Origin of the sequence: Duganella sp. LjRoot269 (assembly GCF_964254095.1) — a bacterium.
GTDB lineage: Bacteria > Pseudomonadota > Gammaproteobacteria > Burkholderiales > Burkholderiaceae_D > Rugamonas > Rugamonas hordei.
Genome location: NZ_CAXUSL020000001.1, coordinates 2,114,213 through 2,130,042 on the forward strand (window position 1 = coordinate 2,114,213; position 15,830 = coordinate 2,130,042).

The window sequence follows — 15,830 nt, forward strand, 5'->3', positions numbered from 1 at the left end:
ACTCTCATGAACGATAAACTCAAACCCCTGCGCGAACAGATCGACGCCATCGATGCGCAGATCCTCGACCTGTTGAACCGCCGCGCCAAGGTGGCGCAGGAAGTCGGCCACGTCAAGGCCGAGACCAACGCTCCCGTGTTCCGCCCCGAACGCGAGGCGCAGGTGCTGCGCGGCGTGGCCGAGCGCAATCCCGGCCCGATGGGCAATACCGAGCTGCAGACCATCTGGCGCGAGATCATGTCCGCCTGCCGTTCGCTGGAAAAGCGCGTCACCATCGCCTTCCTCGGCCCGGCCGGCACCTACAGCGAACAGGCGGTGTACCAGCAGTTCGGCACCGCCGTCGACGTGCTGCCTTGCTCGTCCATCGACGAGGTGTTCCGTGCCACCGAGGCCGGCACCGCCGAATTCGGCGTGGTGCCGGTCGAGAACTCGACCGAGGGCGCCATCGGCCGCACGCTGGACCTGCTGCTGCATACGCCGCTGACCATCAGCGGCGAAGTGTCGATCGCGGTTCGCCACAGCCTGCTGACCGCCACCGGCAACATGGACGGCATCACCGCCATCTGCGCCCACGCGCAGGCGCTGGCGCAGTGCCAGATCTGGCTGAACAACAACTACCCGGACATCGAGCGCCGCGCCGTGTCGTCGAACGCCGAGGCGGCCCGCATGGCGCGCGACGATCACGCGATCGCCGCCATCGCCGGCGAACGCGCCGGCGTGCGCTACGGCCTGGGCACGGTCAAGGCCAACATCCAGGACGATCCGCACAACCGCACCCGCTTCGCCGTGATCGGCCACCTGCAGGCCGGCCCGTCGGGCGAGGACCGCACGTCGCTGGCGCTGGCCGCACCGCACAAGGCCGGCTCCATCTACCGCCTGCTTGGTTCGCTGGCCCAGCACAATGTGTCGATGACGCGCTTCGAGTCGCGTCCGGCGCGCACGGGAACCTGGGAGTATTACTTCTATGTCGACGTCGAAGGCCATGTGCAGGACGAGGCCGTGGCCAAGGCGCTGGATGAACTGCAGGGCAATGCAGCCTTCTTCAAGGTGCTGGGATCCTATCCCGTGAGTTTGACCTAACCAACCAGAATCAGAGAGAGACTATGTCCAAGAATTACGGCCCGGAGTACGTCCGCGCCATCGCTCCATACCAGGCCGGCAAACCGATCGCGGAAGTCGCGCGTGAATTCGGCCTCGACGAAGAGGCCATCGTCAAGCTGGCGTCCAACGAGAATCCGTTCGGCGTGCCGGAATCGGCCGTGCAGGCGATGACCGCCGCCGCCGCCGACCTGGGCCGCTACCCGGACGCCAACGGCTTCGAACTGAAAGCCGCGCTGTCCAAGCGCTACGACGTGCCGGCCGAGTGGATCACGCTGGGCAACGGCAGCAACGACATCCTGGAAATCGCCGCCCACGCGTTCGTCGAGCGCGGCCAGTCGATCGTGTATTCGCAGTATTCGTTCGCCGTGTACGCGCTGGCGACGCAGGGCGTGGGCGCCAACCACATCGTGGTGCCGGCCAAGGCCTACGGTCACGACCTGCCGGCGATGCTGGCGGCGATCAAGGACGATACGCGCCTGGTGTTCATCGCCAACCCGAACAACCCGACCGGCACCTTCATCCCGGCCGCCGACATCCAGGCCTTCCTGGACCAGGTGCCGGCCAATGTGGTGGTGGTGCTGGACGAGGCCTACAACGAATTCCTGGCCGAGGAAAACCAGTTCGAATCGGCCGAGTGGGTCAAGAAGTATCCCAACCTGCTGGTGTCGCGCACCTTCTCCAAGGCTTACGGCCTGGCCGGTTTGCGCGTGGGCTTCGGCATCGCCCAGCCGGCGCTGACGGACCTGATGAACCGCATCCGCCAGCCGTTCAACGTCAATTCGCTGGCGCAGGCGGCGGCCATCGCGGCGCTCAACGACAAGGAATTCCTCAAGCGCAGCGCGGCCAACAACGCCGCCGGCTACCAGCAGTTCACCGAGGCGTTCGACAAGCTGGGCCTGGAGTATGTGCCGTCGTACGGCAACTTCGTGCTGGTCAAGGTCGGCAAGGACCTGGCGGCCGGCGCCCGCGTCAACCTGTCGCTGCTGAAGCAGGGCGTGATCGTGCGCCCGGTGGGCAACTACGGTCTGCCGGAATGGCTGCGCATCTCCATCGGCCTGCCGCAGGAGAACGCCGTGCTGATCGCCGCGCTGACCAAGGCGCTGGCAGAGTAAAAATGATGCTGAACAAAGTCGTCATCTTTGGCGTTGGCCTGATCGGCGGATCGTTCGCGCGGTCGCTGAAGAAGGCCGGCGCCGTCGGCAGCGTGGTCGGCATGGGGCGCTCGGCGGCCTCGCTGCAGCGCGCGCGGGAGCTGGGCATCATCGACGTCATCGGCGGCGGTGACGAACAAGGCGTGAGCGAGGCGCTGGCCGGTGCCGACCTGGTGCTGCTGGCCGCGCCGGTGGCGCAGACCGAGGCCATCCTGGCCGCGATCGCGCCGCACCTGCGGCCGGGCACCGTGGTCACCGACGCGGGCAGCACCAAGTCCGACGTGGTGGCGTCGGCGCGCCGCGCGCTGGGCGGCAAGATTGGCCAGTTCGTGCCGGGCCATCCGATCGCCGGCCGCGAGACCAACGGTCCCGAGGCGGCCATCGACGATCTGTACGTCGGCAAGAAGGTGGTGCTGACGGCCTTGGATGAAAACGCGGCCGATGACGTCGAGCGCGTGGCGGCGGCGTGGCGGGCCTGCGATGCGGTCATCCATCGTTTGACGCCGCAGGAGCATGACAAGGTGTTTGCTGCCGTCAGCCATCTGCCGCACTTGCTGGCGTATGCGCTGGTGGACGACATCGCCAACAAGCCGCATGCGGATTTACTGTTCCAGTATGCGGCCAGCGGTTTTCGCGATTTCACAAGGATCGCCGGATCGTCGCCCGAGATGTGGCGCGACATCAGCCTGGCCAACCAGTCGGCGTTGTTGACGGAGCTGGATGCGTATCTGGCACAATTGACGGGCTTGAGGGCCCGTCTCGCCGCTGGCGACGGGGCAGGGCTGGAGCGCGTGTACAGCAACGCCCAGCATGCCCGCCACCAGTGGATCACAGCGATCGAGGCGGCCGAGGCGCCGCCGTCGCAAGCGAAAGAAGTTTAACCGCGCAGATTAACAGGAGGCCGCAGCGCCGTCGTTCCCGCGAAAGCGGGAATCCATACTGAGCTTGCGTTCTATGGGCCCCCGCTTTCGCGAGGGCGACGGTACTCCGGCCGCCGCATAAGGAAACGGCATGACCCACGAATTTATCGATCTCCCCACCGTCGCCCACGTAGAGGGCGCCGTGCGCCTGCCGGGCTCGAAATCCATCTCCAACCGCATCCTGCTGCTGTCGGCGCTGTCGCGGGGCGACGTCGCCATCGTCGACCTGCTGGCCTCGGACGACACCGCCGTCATGCTGGCCGCCCTGCGTGCGCTGGGCGTGCAGTGGACCGAGGAAAAGACCGCCAGCGGCACCATCCACCACGTCAAGGGCGTGGCCGGCGTGCTGCCGAACAAATCGGCCGACCTGTTCATGGGCAACGCCGGCACCGCGATCCGTCCGCTGACCGCCGCGCTGGCCGTGATCGGCGGCGACTACACGCTGCACGGCGTGCCGCGCATGCACGAGCGCCCGATCGGCGACCTGGTCGACGCGCTCAACGCCGCCGGCACCGACGTCGAATACACCGGCAACCCGGGCTTCCCGCCGCTGCACATCAAGCAGGGCAAGATCCACGCGCGGCGCCTGTCGGTGCGCGGCGACGTCTCCAGCCAGTTTTTGACCGCGCTGCTGATGGTGGCGCCGCTGATGGCGCGCGAGCACGCGATCGCCATCGACGTGGTCGGCGAGCTGATCTCCAAGCCCTATATCGAAATCACGCTGAACCTGATCCGCCGCTTCGGCGTCAAGGTCGAGCAGAACGGCTGGGAGTCGTTCACCATCGAGCCGGGCCAGGTCTACCAGTCGCCGGGCACCATCCACGTCGAGGGCGACGCGTCGTCGGCGTCCTACTTCCTGGCGGCCGGCGCGATCGCCGGCGGTCCGGTGCGGGTCGAGGGCGTGGGCAAGGACTCGATCCAGGGCGACGTGCGCTTCGCCGCCGCGCTGGAGCAGATGGGCGTGCGGATCACCATGGGCGACAACTGGATCGAGGCGCGCTCGAACGGCGTGCTGAAGGCCATCGACGCCGACTTCAACCACATTCCCGACGCGGCCATGACCATCGCCGTGGCCGCGCTGTACGCCGACGGCACCAGCACGCTGCGCAACATCGCCAGCTGGCGCGTCAAGGAAACCGACCGCATCGCCGCCATGGCGACCGAGCTGCGCAAGGTGGGCGCCATCGTCGAGGAGGGCCCGGACTACATCAAGGTCACCCCGCCGGCGGTCATCACGCCTGCTACCATCGATACCTACGACGACCACCGCATGGCGATGTGCTTCTCGCTGGTGTCGCTGGACGGCGCCGCGCGCAAGGGCAACGTCATGCGCATCAACGATCCCAAGTGCGTCGGCAAGACCTTCCCGGAGTATTTCGCGGCGTTCGCGGCGATCGCAAAATAAGTGCAAAATAAGTAAAGTGAACTAAATGGCAACTTCCCCAATTCCAGTCATCACCATCGACGGCCCGACCGCATCCGGCAAGGGCACGGTCGCGCATCGCGTTGCCGATAAGCTCGGCTTCCACTACCTGGATTCGGGCGCGTTGTACCGGCTGACGGCGCTGTCGGCGCTGCGCCGCGGCACCGACCTGGCCGACGAGCACGCCGTGGCCAAGCTGGCCGAGCACCTGCAGTGCAGCTTCCAGGGCGGCGACATCATCTTGTCGCACGAAAACGTCAGCGACGCCATCCGGGCGGAAGAGGTGGGCAACACCGCTTCAAAAATTGCAACATTTCCCGCCGTGCGCCACGCGCTGGTGGGGCTGCAGCTGGGTTTCCGCAAGGCGCCGGGGGTGGTGGCGGACGGGCGCGACATGGGCTCGGTGATCTTCCCGCACGCGGTGTTGAAGGTGTTTTTGACCGCCTCCGTGGCGGCGCGGGCCGAGCGTCGATATAAGCAATTGATTGACAAGGGGTTTTCTGCTAATATGGAAGACCTACTGATGGATTTGCAGGCGCGCGACGACCGGGATACGAATCGGGCCATCGCACCGCTGGTCCCCGCAGAGGGGGCGCATGTGCTTGATACCTCGAACATGACCGCTGAGGCAGCGGTCGATCAGGTGTTGCAGTGGTATGCGGCCGTCGGTAAATAGTACGTGCCTGGGCAAGCTCTGAGTGCCCCGGTTTTTTCAACCCTAACCCAACTGAAGTCGCATATCGCGAGCCTTGTTGGTAACCTGGAAGTTACAATGTCTAATATGGAAAGTTTTGCAGCCCTCTTCGAAGAATCCCTGTCGCGTCAAGACATGCGTTCGGGCGAAGTGATCTCGGCTGAAGTCGTTCGTCTGGATCACAACTTCGTGATCGTCAACGCCGGCCTGAAATCGGAAGCATTCATCCCTGTTGAAGAATTCAAGAACGACCACGGCGAACTGGAAGTCAAAGTAGGCGACTTCGTTTCCGTGGCGATCGAATCGCTGGAAAACGGTTTCGGCGATACCATCCTGTCGCGCGACAAGGCCAAGCGTCTGGCGTCGTGGCTGGCACTGGAAAAAGCCATGGAATCGGGCGAGATCGTCGTCGGTACCGTCAATGGCAAAGTCAAGGGCGGCCTGACCGTTCTGACCAACGGCATCCGCGCTTTCCTGCCGGGTTCGCTGGTCGACACCCGTCCGGTCAAGGACACCACCCCGTTCGAAGGCAAGACCCTCGAATTCAAAGTGATCAAGCTGGATCGCAAGCGTAACAACGTGGTTCTGTCCCGCCGCGCCGTCATCGAAGCTTCGATGGGCGAAGAGCGTCAGAAACTGATGGAAACGCTGAAAGAAGGCACCGTGGTGACCGGCGTCGTCAAGAACATCACCGACTACGGCGCGTTCGTGGATCTGGGCGGTATCGACGGCCTGCTGCACATCACCGACCTGGCATGGCGTCGTGTGCGTCACCCATCGGAAGTGCTGACCGTCGGCCAGGAAATCACCGCCAAGGTCCTGAAGTACGATCAAGAGAAGAACCGTGTCTCGCTGGGCGTGAAGCAGCTGGGCGACGATCCTTGGACCGGTCTGTCCCGTCGTTACCCACAAGGCACCCGTCTGTTCGGTAAAGTCACCAACCTGACCGACTACGGCGCGTTCGTGGAAGTCGAGCAAGGCATCGAAGGCCTGGTGCACGTTTCCGAAATGGACTGGACCAACAAAAACGTCGCGCCAAACAAAGTTGTCCAGCTGGGCGACGAAGTTGAAGTGATGGTACTGGAAATCGACGAAGAGCGTCGCCGTATTTCGCTGGGCATGAAGCAGTGCAAAGCGAATCCATGGGATGACTTCGGCGTGACCCACAAGAAGGGCGATAAAGTCCGTGGCGCGATCAAGTCGATCACCGACTTCGGCGTGTTCATCGGCCTGGCCGGCAACATCGACGGCCTGGTGCACCTGTCCGACCTGTCGTGGACCGAAACCGGCGAAGAAGCCGTGCGTCGCTTCAAGAAAGGTGACGAACTGGAAGCCATCGTTCTGGCCATCGACGTCGAGCGCGAGCGCGTTTCCCTGGGCGTCAAGCAACTGGAAGGCGACCCGTTCAACAACTTCGCCGCCATGAACGACAAGGGCGCGCTGGTGACCGGCACCGTGAAATCGGTGGAGCCTAAAGGCGCCGTGATCCAACTGTCCGAAGAAGTCGAAGGCTATCTGCGTGCATCCGAAATCTCCCGCGACCGCGTGGAAGATGCCGGTACCCACCTGAAGGTTGGCGATTCCGTCGAAGCCCTGGTCATCAACATCGACCGCAAAGCTCGCAGCATCCAGCTGTCGATCAAAGCGAAAGATAGCGCTGAAACCGCGGAAGCCATGCAGAAGATCGCTGGCGACAGCAACGCAGCTTCGGGCACCACCAGCCTGGGCGCGCTGCTGAAAGCTAAGCTCGACAACAAGAACTAAGAACTAGTCGATGACTAAGTCCGAGTTGATCAACCGCCTGGCTGAGCGTTATTCTCAGCTGGTGGCCAAAGATGCGGAGTATGCCGTCAAGACCATACTGGATGCGATGACCAACGCCCTGGCGACCGGTCAGCGCATCGAGATCCGCGGTTTTGGCAGCTTTGCCCTCAACAGCCGGCCACCGCGTATCGGACGTAATCCGAAGTCGGGCGACAAAGTGATGGTGCCCGAAAAACGGGTGCCTCACTTCAAGCCGGGCAAGCAATTGCGCGAGCGGGTTGACGCGATGGTCGGGCAACCGATCATCGAGGACTGAAGCGTCTGATGAGTTAAAATAAAAGCGGCGTCTACGGATGCCGCTTTTTTTTAGAAATACTGAACAGGAAACCTGGCCAATGAAATTCATCTCCACGATTATTGGATTCGTTCTTTTCGTCCTGTTTTTTGGCTTTGCCCTGAAAAATACGCAGGAAGTCGACCTGCACTTTTTCCTCCACTATGACCTGCACGGGCCGCTGGTGCTGATGCTGCTCGGCTTCTTCGTGGCCGGCGCCTTCCTCGGCGTGCTGGCGCTGACGCCGACGGTGTTCCGCCACCGCCGCGAAACGAACAAACACAAGACCACGATCTCGACGCTGCAAAGCTCGGCGCTGCAGCCCAATGTCCAGCCGCAGCCGGACAGCATCAACACACAATAAAAAACACAAAGCATGGAATTCGAACTCTGGTGGTTATTGGGTATCCCGGTCTTCTTCGGACTGGGCTGGGTCGCCGCGCGCGTCGACATTCGTCAACTGGTGTCCGAATCGCGCACGCTGCCGCGCGGCTACTTCAAGGGCCTGAACTTCCTGCTCAACGAGCAGCCCGACAAGGCCATCGACGCCTTCATCGAGATCGTGCGGCTGGACCCGGAAACGGCCGACATGCACTTCGCGCTGGGCAACCTGTTCCGCCGCCGCGGCGAGACCGAGCGGGCCATCCGCGTGCACCAGAACCTGCTGTCGCGTCCCGACCTGCCGCAGGAGCAGAAGGAGCACGCGCAGTACGAGCTGGGCATGGACTACCTGAAGGCCGGCCTGCTGGACCGCGCCGAGGAAACCTTCACCTCGATGGTCAGCGGCCAGTACGCGGTGCAGGCGCGCCGCGCGCTGCTGGAGATCTTCCAGCGCGAGAAGGAATGGCCGCGCGCGATCGAGGCGGCCATCGGCCTGCAGGAATCGGGCGCCGGCTCGCGCCAGAAGGAAATCGCCCAGTTCTACTGCGAGCTGGCGCAGGACGCGCTGGTGCACATGCATCCGGAGGACGCCTTGCCGCTGCTGGAGAAGTCGCTGCAGGCCGACCGCGTCAACGTGCGCGCCACCATGCTGACCGGCGACGCCCAGCTGGCGCAGGGCGACGTCGAGGGCGCGCTGATGACCTGGCGCCGCGTCGAGCAGATCAGCGTGCCGCACACGGCGCTGGTGGCGCAGCGCATGATGGACGCCTACCGCAAGGTGGGCCGCCCGCAGGAAGGCGTCAGCCTGCTCAAGTCCTATCTGGAGCAGGCCTCGTCGATCGACCTGATCGAGGTGGTGTACAAGGCGGTGCTGGAGCTGGACGGCGTCGACGCGGCCAAGCAGCTGGTCAGCAACGAGCTGCGCCGCACGCCGACCCTGCTGGGCCTGGACAAGCTGCTGGAGGCGCGCCTGATGGACGCGCCGGCCAACCTGGTGCCGGAACTGTCGATGGTGAAGAACCTGGTACACGGCTATACGCAGAAGCTGGCGCGCTACCAGTGCAGCCACTGCGGTTTCAAGGCGCGCCAGTTCTACTGGCAGTGCCCGGGATGCAGCCGCTGGGAGACCTACCCGCCGCGCCGCACCGAAGAACTGAATGTCATGAATTAAATACGGCGCCGCCGCAGTCGTTCCCGCGCAGGCGGGAACCCATACTCAGCATGGATTCCCGCTTGCGCGGGAATGACGGCGGGGCGGCAGCGCTGCTAACAAGAAGGCGGAATACACATGAAAATTACAATTATCGGCACCGGCTATGTAGGCCTCGTCACCGGCGCCTGCCTCGCCGAACTGGGCAACGACGTGTTCTGCCTCGACGTCGACCAGAAGAAAATCGACCTGCTCAACAACGGCGGCATCCCGATCCACGAGCCGGGCCTGGAGGAAGTGGTGGCGCGCAACCGCGCCGCCGGCCGCCTGCAGTTCTCGACCGACGTCGCCGCCTCGGTGGCGCACGGCTGCCTGCAGTTCATCGCCGTCGGCACGCCGCCGGACGAGGACGGCTCGGCCGACCTGCAGTACGTGCTGGCCGCCGCCAAAAACATCGGCCGCCACATGACCGAGTTCAAGGTCATCGTCGACAAGTCGACCGTCCCGGTGGGCACGGCGGACCGCGTCAAGGCGGCGGTGCAGGCCGAGCTGGCCGCGCGCGGCGACGGGTCGACCTTTTCGGTGGTGTCCAATCCGGAGTTCCTCAAAGAGGGCGCGGCGGTGGAAGACTTCATGCGGCCGGACCGCATCGTCATCGGCTGCGACAGCACGGCGGAAGGCGAGAAGGCGCACGGCCTGATGAAGAAGCTGTACACGCCGTTCAACCGCAACCACGAGCGCACCTTCTGGATGGACGTGCGCTCGGCCGAATTCACCAAGTACGCGGCCAACGCCATGCTGGCCACCCGCATCTCGTTCATGAACGAACTGGCCAACCTGGCCGACCAGGTGGGTGCCGACATCGAGGCGGTGCGCCACGGCATCGGCTCCGATCCGCGCATCGGCCACAGCTTCCTGTACGCCGGCGCCGGCTACGGTGGTTCCTGCTTCCCGAAAGACGTGCAGGCGCTGGAACGCACGGCGCGCCAGTACAACCAGGACCTGCTGATCCTGCGCGCGGTGGAGGCGGTCAACGACAAGCAGAAGCTGGTGCTGGGGCAGAAGGTGGTCAAGCGCTTCGGCGACGATTTGCGCGGCAAGCATTTCGCCGTGTGGGGCCTGGCCTTCAAGCCGAACACCGACGACATGCGCGAAGCGCCGGCGCGCGTGCTGCTCAAGCAGCTGCTCGACGGCGGCGCCACCGTGGCGGTCTACGATCCGGTGGCGATGGCCGAGGCCAAGCGCGTGCTGGAGCTGGACCTGAACGCCGAGGAGATGGCGCGCGTGCGTTTCGCCGCCAGCCCGATGGACACGCTGACCGGCGCCGAGGCGCTGGTGATCGTCACCGAATGGAAGGCCTTCCGCAGCCCGGACTTCGACCGCATCAAGGCCGCGCTGAAGCAGGCCATCATCTTCGACGGCCGCAACCTGTTCGAGCCGGAAGTGATGGCCGAAGCGGGCTTCGAATACCACGGCATCGGCCGTTCCATCCTGACCCGCACTTGAAGAGGTTGCCGTGAGCACTGCCGTGACGACGTATCAAACCCCCGCGCTGGACCAGGTGCGCATCCTGGTGGTCGGCGACGTCATGCTGGACCGCTACTGGTTCGGCGACGTCAGCCGCATCTCGCCGGAAGCGCCGGTGCCCATCGTGCGCATCGAGAAGCGCGAGGCGCGCCTGGGCGGCGCCGCCAACGTGGCGCGCAACGCGGCCGCGCTGGGCGCGCATGCCGGCCTGCTGGGCGTGGTCGGCGCCGACGAGGCGGGGACCGAGGTGGAGCAGCTGCTGCAGGGCGGCGGCATCCACAGTTACCTCAAGCGCGACGACGCCATCTCCACCATCATCAAGCTGCGCGTCATCGGGCGCCAGCAGCAGATGGTGCGCATCGATTTCGAGGAGGCGCCCACCGACACGGTGCTGCGCGACAAGCTGGTGCAGTTCAAGGCGCTGCTGGCCGATTACGACGTGATCGTGCTGTCGGACTATGCCAAGGGTTCGCTGGTCAACGTGGCCGACATGATCGCCTCGGCGCGCGCGGCCGGCAAGGTGGTGATGGTCGATCCCAAGGGCGACGATTTTTCCCGCTACGCCGGCGCCACCGTGCTGACGCCGAACAAGTCGGAAATGAAGCGCATCGTCGGCAGCTGGAACAGCGAGGAACAGCTGACGGCCAAGGCGCAGCAGCTGCGCGCGGAGCTGAAGCTGGACGCGCTGCTGCTGACCCGCTCGGAAGAGGGCATGACCTTGTACACCGACGGCGCGCAGTTCCACATGCCGGCGCAGGCGCGCGAGGTGTTCGACGTCTCGGGCGCCGGCGACACCGTCATCGCGACCATGGCTTGCATGCTGGGAGCGGGCGCCGGCTGGAACGAGGCGGTGCAGACGGCCAACCGCGCCGGCGGCATCGTGGTCGGCAAGCTGGGCACGGCGACGGTCACGCGCGAGGAGCTGTTCAGCGCTTGATCCATGTCAAAGGCCGCGTTGTCAACCGCGGCCGAGGTTGGCCGTTAAGGGAACTCAAGGCGCGATTGTCGCCCTTGCTTTTCACCCACAACGGAGATAGAGACATGTTCAAGAAACTATTGCTGGCAGTTGCAACCCTGATTGCAACCATGAGCTTCGCTTTCGCGCAAGTCGACGTCAACAAGGCCGACGCGGCCGCGCTGGATGCGGTCAAGGGCATCGGCCCGGTCAAATCGAAAGCCATCCTGGAAGAGCGTAAGAAAGGCGATTTCAAGGATTGGGCGGATCTTGAAAAGCGCGTCAAAGGCATCGGCGAGAAAAGCGCGGTCAAGCTATCGCAAGCGGGCCTGGTGGTGAATGGCAAGCCGCTGGAAGGCGCGCCTGCCGCGGCGCCGGCCGACAAGGCCGCGGCCAAAGCGGACAAGGCAGCCGCCAAGGCTGACAAAACCGCCGCCAAGGCCGACAAGGCCGCCGCCCCCGCCAAGTAAGTCTCATGCTGGCCGGCAAACCGCAGCGTCATCGCTGCGGTGCTAACATGGCGGGATGACGCTTAAAATCTCCCGCATCCTGCACGCCGGCTATGTCTTCGAATGCGACGGCACGCTGATCGCATTCGATCCGATCTTCGAGAACCCGTTCAGCAGGAACTGCCACGCCTTCCCGGACGTGCGCTTCGATCATGCGCGGATACGCGGCATGAAGCCCGATGCGGTGTTCATCTCCCACTTCCACGACGACCACTGCTCGATGGAGAGCCTCGACCTGCTCGATCGCGCCACGCCGGTTTATCTGTACTGCCTGTTCGACGAGCTGTTCGCCATGGTACGGCAACTTGGCTTCACCAATGTGCAGGCGCTGGCGGTCGACGCGCCGGTGCGGGTGGGGGCGTTCGAAGTCATTCCGCGCAAGGCGCTGGACTCGGACGTGGATTCGATGTTCCACATCCGCGCCGCCGGCCTGAACGTGCTGAACGTGGTCGATTCGTGGATGGACCCGGAAACGCTGGAGCAACTGAAGGCTTACGCGCCGTGGGACATGGTGCTGTGGCCGTTCCAGACCATGCGCGAGATCGACGTCATCGCGCCGTCGCGCGCGGGAGCGCCGGATCCCCGCGCGGCCAGCGTGCTGCCCGAGGAATGGCCGGAGCAGCTGCGGGCGCTGGCGCCGCGCTACGTCGTCCCCAGTTCCTGCCAGTTCGTGCAGGAGCCGTGGTCCTGGTACAACCACGCTCTGTTCCCGATCACCTACCGCCAGTTCGCCGGCGAGGTGGAGGCATGGCTGCCCGGCGCCTCCGTTGTGCGGCTCAATCCTTCGGTCTCCTTCGAACTGACGCCGCATGCGTTGACGCCGGCCACGCCGCTGCCTTGGGTGCTGCCCGTTGGCGAGCAGGATGTCGACTACGACTACCGTCCCGATATCGCGCCGCCGCCGACCTCGGAGATCGCCCGCCATTTCGCCGCGCTCGGCGACCAGCAGACCGCGCAGGTACTGGACTACTGCCGCACCGGCCTGGCTGAAAAATACGCGGACATGGAGCTGCCGCCGGACAGCTACTTCGCCACGCCGTGCATCTGGCAGCTGTCGGTGTACGACCATGCGGGCAAGGTCCACCAGTTCCGCTACCGCATCCACGGCGACGCCATCGCAGCGACCGGCGACGGGGAGGCGCCGACCTGGCATACCGAAATCCCGATGGCCAAGCTGTATGCCGGCCTGGCGCTGGGCGAGTCGCTGACGTCGATGTACATGCGCATCAGCGGCGCGCCGGCCGATGCCGACATCGTCGACGACCCGTTGATACGCTGTCTGTTCAACGACGCCTTCGGCGCCTATCAGGCGGCGCAGCTGCGCCGTCTTGGGCGGGCATGATGATGCCTTAGTGGATATCGTCCATCTGGTCGATCTCGCGGCGATAGCGGGGCAGGCGGCGTTCCAGCGTGTTTTGCGCCTGGTGATTGGCGTGTTCCACCAGCGTCAGCGCGGTGCTCAGTGCGACGCTCATCGACTTGGCGGCGGCCGCCATCGCATCGGCCGGCGACAGCGGCGGCGTGGCGGCCTGCTTGCTTTGCCGGGTGCGCAGACTGGCGGCGTTGACCCAGGTCTTTTCGCCGGGGAAGCGTATCCACAGCTCGCGCCATGCATTGCGGCCACCTCCCGTCACTTGCTGCACCATCTGGTTGGGCGAAACGGCGCGGCCTTCGTAGATCAAGTCGTCGCCGCTGACTTCGGCGATATGCCATTCATTGTTCATGTGCACGCGGAGACGCGTCGCATCGGGCAGGAATAGTTGTTTCCACTGATAGCCGCGCATCGGCGCCGCGTCGTCACGGTCCCTGGCTATCCAGAGTTTGATGGCGTGGGAGATCGCCTCGGCGGGAGACAACGTGCTGCCGCTCTGGCGCAGGTAGTCCTGCAGTTCAGCGAGCGCGGCAGGAGGAATGGCCGATGTGGGCTGCGGTTTCGAATGCGTGAGAGGGTTCATGCTCTTTCTCCTTCAGGATTTTGTCGTTTTTCTTCTCTTACTGTTTGTTAGACAGTCGAACGAAGTCGAAGTTCAAAACTGATAAGAAGAGACAAAAAGAGAACGCCAAAAGAGAACGATCCCCCTCATGGAGGGGAATCGGGCATGCCTATCCTAGCTGTAGACCTTATCCGCAGGCAAGTTCGCCAGGAACTGGTGGATCTGCGACACCACCGCCGCGCCTTCGCCGACCGCCGCCGCCACCCGCTTGGTGGACGTGGCGCGCACGTCGCCGATGGCGAACACGCCCGGCACGCTGGTCTCCAGCGCCGCCCGCGACGGCAATTCCTTCGGATACACGCCGTGCGCGAAGTTGGCCTTGCACTGCGCCTTGGTCACGTCGAAGCCGGTGCGGATGAAGCCGTGGCTGTCGACGTCCACGCCGCAATCGCTGAGCCACGCCGTGTTGGGATCGGCGCCGATGAACAGGAACACGCGGCAGACATCGTAGTCGCATTCCTGCTCGCTCTGCGAATTGCGGATGCGCACCTGCTTCAGGCCGTCCTCGTCGCCTTCAAGCGCGACGATTTCCGAGTGCGTGTGCAGCTCGATATTCGGCGTCGCCTGGATGCGTTCGATCAGGTAGCTGGACATGGTGGAAGCCAGGCTGTCCTTGCGGATCAGCATGTGCACCTTGGACGCGTGGCCCGACAGGAACACCGCGGCCTGGCCGGCCGAGTTGCCGCCGCCGACCAGCACGATTTCCTCGGTCTTGCACAGCTGCGCCTCGATCGGCGAGGCCCAGTAGTACACGCCCTTGCCCTCGAACTGCTTGAGGTTGGCCAGCGACGGCCGGCGATAGCGGGCGCCGCACGACAGCACCACGGTCTTGGCCTTCAGCCGCTGCAGGCTGCCGCACATTTCCACTTGCAGCGGATAGGTGTCGCAGACCAGGCGGCCGGCCGGTGCCGGGATCGCCACCTCGACGCCGAATTTCTGCGCCTGCACGTAGGCGCGGCCGGCCAGCGCGCGTCCGGAGACGCCGGTGGGGAAGCCCAGGTAGTTCTCGATGCGCGCGCTGGCGGCCGCCTGGCCGCCGTAGGCACGCGTTTCCAGCGCCAGCACCGACAAGCCTTCGGATGCGGCGTACACGGCCGTCGCCAGGCCGGCCGGGCCGGCGCCGACGACGATCACGTCCCAGATCTTTTCGCTGTCGATGTCGGGCAGCATGCCGAGGCAGCGGCCGATGTCGACCACGGTCGGGTTTTTCTTGACGATGCCGTCCGGGCAGACCACCAGCGGCAGCTCTTCCGGCTTGGGCTGGTAGTGCGCCATCAGCTGCGCGGCCTGCTGGTCGAGCTCGGGATCGAGCACCACGTGCGGATGACCGTTGGCGGCCAGGAAGCTTTGCAGCGTGTGGATGCGGCCGTGGCCGCGCGGGCCGACGATCACCGGGCCGCCGGAATTCTGTTCGATCAGGCCGACGCGGCGCAGGATCAGCGCGCGCACGATGCGCTCGCCCAGGTCGGCGTGCGCCACCAGCAGCGCGCGCAGCGATTCGGACGGCACCACCAGCACCTCGACGTCGCCCTCGGCCACGCCGTTGCCCAGCGAAGGGCGGCCCGACAGCTGCGCCACTTCGCCGCTGAACTGGCCGCGCGTGTGGGTGGTGATGTAGGAGGTGTTGCCCAGTCCGTCGTAGCGGCTGACGACGATGCCGCCCTTGAGCACCAGCATCAGGCCGAAGCTGGTCTTGCCCGCTTCGAAAATCATGTCGCCATCGCTGAAGTGGCGCACATGGCCGAAGCGCATCATGTGCTTGACGTCGACCGCGCTCAGCGTGGGGAAAATCTGGTGGCGGCGTTGCTCCACGTCGATCAGGGGACGCGGCGTGGGCTCGTCCGGTGTTTCTTCGGGGAGCAGTTCCGTGGAGGTGGTGGCCATGACGATTCCGGAAAATGAAAGGGGTTGCAGAGATGGTGCAAGT

Annotated in this window: 15 protein-coding genes; 13 read left to right on the forward strand and 2 right to left on the reverse strand. The window is 64.7% G+C overall.

The annotated features are described in order from the left end of the window. Positions 1-6: 6 nt before the first annotated feature. The 13 genes from pheA to ACSQ3S_RS09435 all read left to right on the forward strand — a co-directional run bounded on the left by pheA (position 7) and on the right by ACSQ3S_RS09435 (position 13,251). Positions 7-1,080 carry a prephenate dehydratase gene (gene pheA, locus ACSQ3S_RS09375; protein WP_176655080.1) on the forward strand — a complete coding sequence of 358 codons (1,074 nt, stop codon included), beginning with the start codon at positions 7-9 and terminating at the stop codon, positions 1,078-1,080. A 23-nt stretch (positions 1,081-1,103) separates the two neighbouring features. Then, the gene (gene hisC, locus ACSQ3S_RS09380) at positions 1,104-2,213 is read left to right on the forward strand and encodes a histidinol-phosphate transaminase (protein ID WP_353400668.1); all 1,110 of its coding nucleotides are present in this window, start codon (positions 1,104-1,106) and stop codon (positions 2,211-2,213) included. Positions 2,214-2,218: 5 nt separating this feature from the next. Then, entirely contained in the window at positions 2,219-3,133 is a 915-nt protein-coding gene (locus tag ACSQ3S_RS09385) for a prephenate dehydrogenase/arogenate dehydrogenase family protein (RefSeq protein WP_176655228.1), read from the forward strand. 130 nt (positions 3,134-3,263) lie between these two features. Further along, positions 3,264-4,577, forward strand: a complete 1,314-nt coding sequence (gene aroA, locus ACSQ3S_RS09390; RefSeq protein ID WP_436142212.1) for a 3-phosphoshikimate 1-carboxyvinyltransferase — start codon at positions 3,264-3,266, stop codon at positions 4,575-4,577. 25 nt (positions 4,578-4,602) lie between these two features. Beyond that, positions 4,603-5,271: a (d)CMP kinase gene (gene cmk / locus ACSQ3S_RS09395; RefSeq protein ID WP_436142213.1), complete on the forward strand. Its 669-nt coding sequence runs from the start codon at positions 4,603-4,605 to the stop codon at positions 5,269-5,271. A 105-nt stretch (positions 5,272-5,376) separates the two neighbouring features. Beyond that, positions 5,377-7,053, forward strand: a complete 1,677-nt coding sequence (gene rpsA / locus ACSQ3S_RS09400; RefSeq protein WP_176655229.1) for a 30S ribosomal protein S1 — start codon at positions 5,377-5,379, stop codon at positions 7,051-7,053. A 10-nt stretch (positions 7,054-7,063) separates the two neighbouring features. Next, positions 7,064-7,369 carry an integration host factor subunit beta gene (locus ACSQ3S_RS09405; RefSeq protein ID WP_008446215.1) on the forward strand — a complete coding sequence of 102 codons (306 nt, stop codon included), beginning with the start codon at positions 7,064-7,066 and terminating at the stop codon, positions 7,367-7,369. A 79-nt stretch (positions 7,370-7,448) separates the two neighbouring features. Then, entirely contained in the window at positions 7,449-7,751 is a 303-nt protein-coding gene (locus ACSQ3S_RS09410; RefSeq protein ID WP_176655084.1) for a LapA family protein, read from the forward strand. Positions 7,752-7,763: 12 nt separating this feature from the next. Next, positions 7,764-8,939, forward strand: a complete 1,176-nt coding sequence (lapB, locus tag ACSQ3S_RS09415; RefSeq protein WP_176655085.1) for a lipopolysaccharide assembly protein LapB — start codon at positions 7,764-7,766, stop codon at positions 8,937-8,939. A gap of 117 nt (positions 8,940-9,056) precedes the next feature. Next, positions 9,057-10,424: a UDP-glucose dehydrogenase family protein gene (locus ACSQ3S_RS09420; protein ID WP_176655086.1), complete on the forward strand. Its 1,368-nt coding sequence runs from the start codon at positions 9,057-9,059 to the stop codon at positions 10,422-10,424. 10 nt (positions 10,425-10,434) lie between these two features. After that, entirely contained in the window at positions 10,435-11,382 is a 948-nt protein-coding gene (gene rfaE1, locus ACSQ3S_RS09425; protein WP_176655087.1) for a D-glycero-beta-D-manno-heptose-7-phosphate kinase, read from the forward strand. A gap of 104 nt (positions 11,383-11,486) precedes the next feature. After that, entirely contained in the window at positions 11,487-11,870 is a 384-nt protein-coding gene (locus ACSQ3S_RS09430; RefSeq protein ID WP_176655088.1) for a DUF655 domain-containing protein, read from the forward strand. Positions 11,871-11,925: 55 nt separating this feature from the next. Beyond that, positions 11,926-13,251 (forward strand): MBL fold metallo-hydrolase, encoded by a 1,326-nt coding sequence (locus tag ACSQ3S_RS09435; protein WP_436142214.1) that lies wholly within the window; start codon positions 11,926-11,928, stop codon positions 13,249-13,251. Between the two features lie 7 nt (positions 13,252-13,258). On the opposite strand, the gene ACSQ3S_RS09440 is transcribed toward ACSQ3S_RS09435, so the two are convergent. Continuing rightward, positions 13,259-13,864, reverse strand: a complete 606-nt coding sequence (locus ACSQ3S_RS09440) for a hypothetical protein (protein ID WP_413448377.1) — start codon at positions 13,862-13,864, stop codon at positions 13,259-13,261. A 153-nt stretch (positions 13,865-14,017) separates the two neighbouring features. Then, a complete protein-coding gene (locus tag ACSQ3S_RS09445) occupies positions 14,018-15,787 on the reverse strand; it encodes an FAD-dependent oxidoreductase (protein WP_436142215.1) in 1,770 nt (589 codons plus the stop codon). Between the last annotated feature and the right edge of the window lie 43 nt (positions 15,788-15,830).

Coding starts and splice junctions, on each gene's coding strand:
- pheA (WP_176655080.1), top strand. CDS start 7: ATGAACGATAAACTCAAACCCCTGCGCGAACAGATCGACGCCATCGAT.
- hisC (WP_353400668.1), top strand. CDS start 1,104: ATGTCCAAGAATTACGGCCCGGAGTACGTCCGCGCCATCGCTCCATAC.
- ACSQ3S_RS09385 (WP_176655228.1), top strand. CDS start 2,219: ATGCTGAACAAAGTCGTCATCTTTGGCGTTGGCCTGATCGGCGGATCG.
- aroA (WP_436142212.1), top strand. CDS start 3,264: ATGACCCACGAATTTATCGATCTCCCCACCGTCGCCCACGTAGAGGGC.
- cmk (WP_436142213.1), top strand. CDS start 4,603: ATGGCAACTTCCCCAATTCCAGTCATCACCATCGACGGCCCGACCGCA.
- rpsA (WP_176655229.1), top strand. CDS start 5,377: ATGGAAAGTTTTGCAGCCCTCTTCGAAGAATCCCTGTCGCGTCAAGAC.
- ACSQ3S_RS09405 (WP_008446215.1), top strand. CDS start 7,064: ATGACTAAGTCCGAGTTGATCAACCGCCTGGCTGAGCGTTATTCTCAG.
- ACSQ3S_RS09410 (WP_176655084.1), top strand. CDS start 7,449: ATGAAATTCATCTCCACGATTATTGGATTCGTTCTTTTCGTCCTGTTT.
- lapB (WP_176655085.1), top strand. CDS start 7,764: ATGGAATTCGAACTCTGGTGGTTATTGGGTATCCCGGTCTTCTTCGGA.
- ACSQ3S_RS09420 (WP_176655086.1), top strand. CDS start 9,057: ATGAAAATTACAATTATCGGCACCGGCTATGTAGGCCTCGTCACCGGC.
- ACSQ3S_RS09430 (WP_176655088.1), top strand. CDS start 11,487: ATGTTCAAGAAACTATTGCTGGCAGTTGCAACCCTGATTGCAACCATG.
- ACSQ3S_RS09435 (WP_436142214.1), top strand. CDS start 11,926: ATGACGCTTAAAATCTCCCGCATCCTGCACGCCGGCTATGTCTTCGAA.
- ACSQ3S_RS09440 (WP_413448377.1), bottom strand. CDS start 13,864: ATGAACCCTCTCACGCATTCGAAACCGCAGCCCACATCGGCCATTCCT.
- ACSQ3S_RS09445 (WP_436142215.1), bottom strand. CDS start 15,787: ATGGCCACCACCTCCACGGAACTGCTCCCCGAAGAAACACCGGACGAG.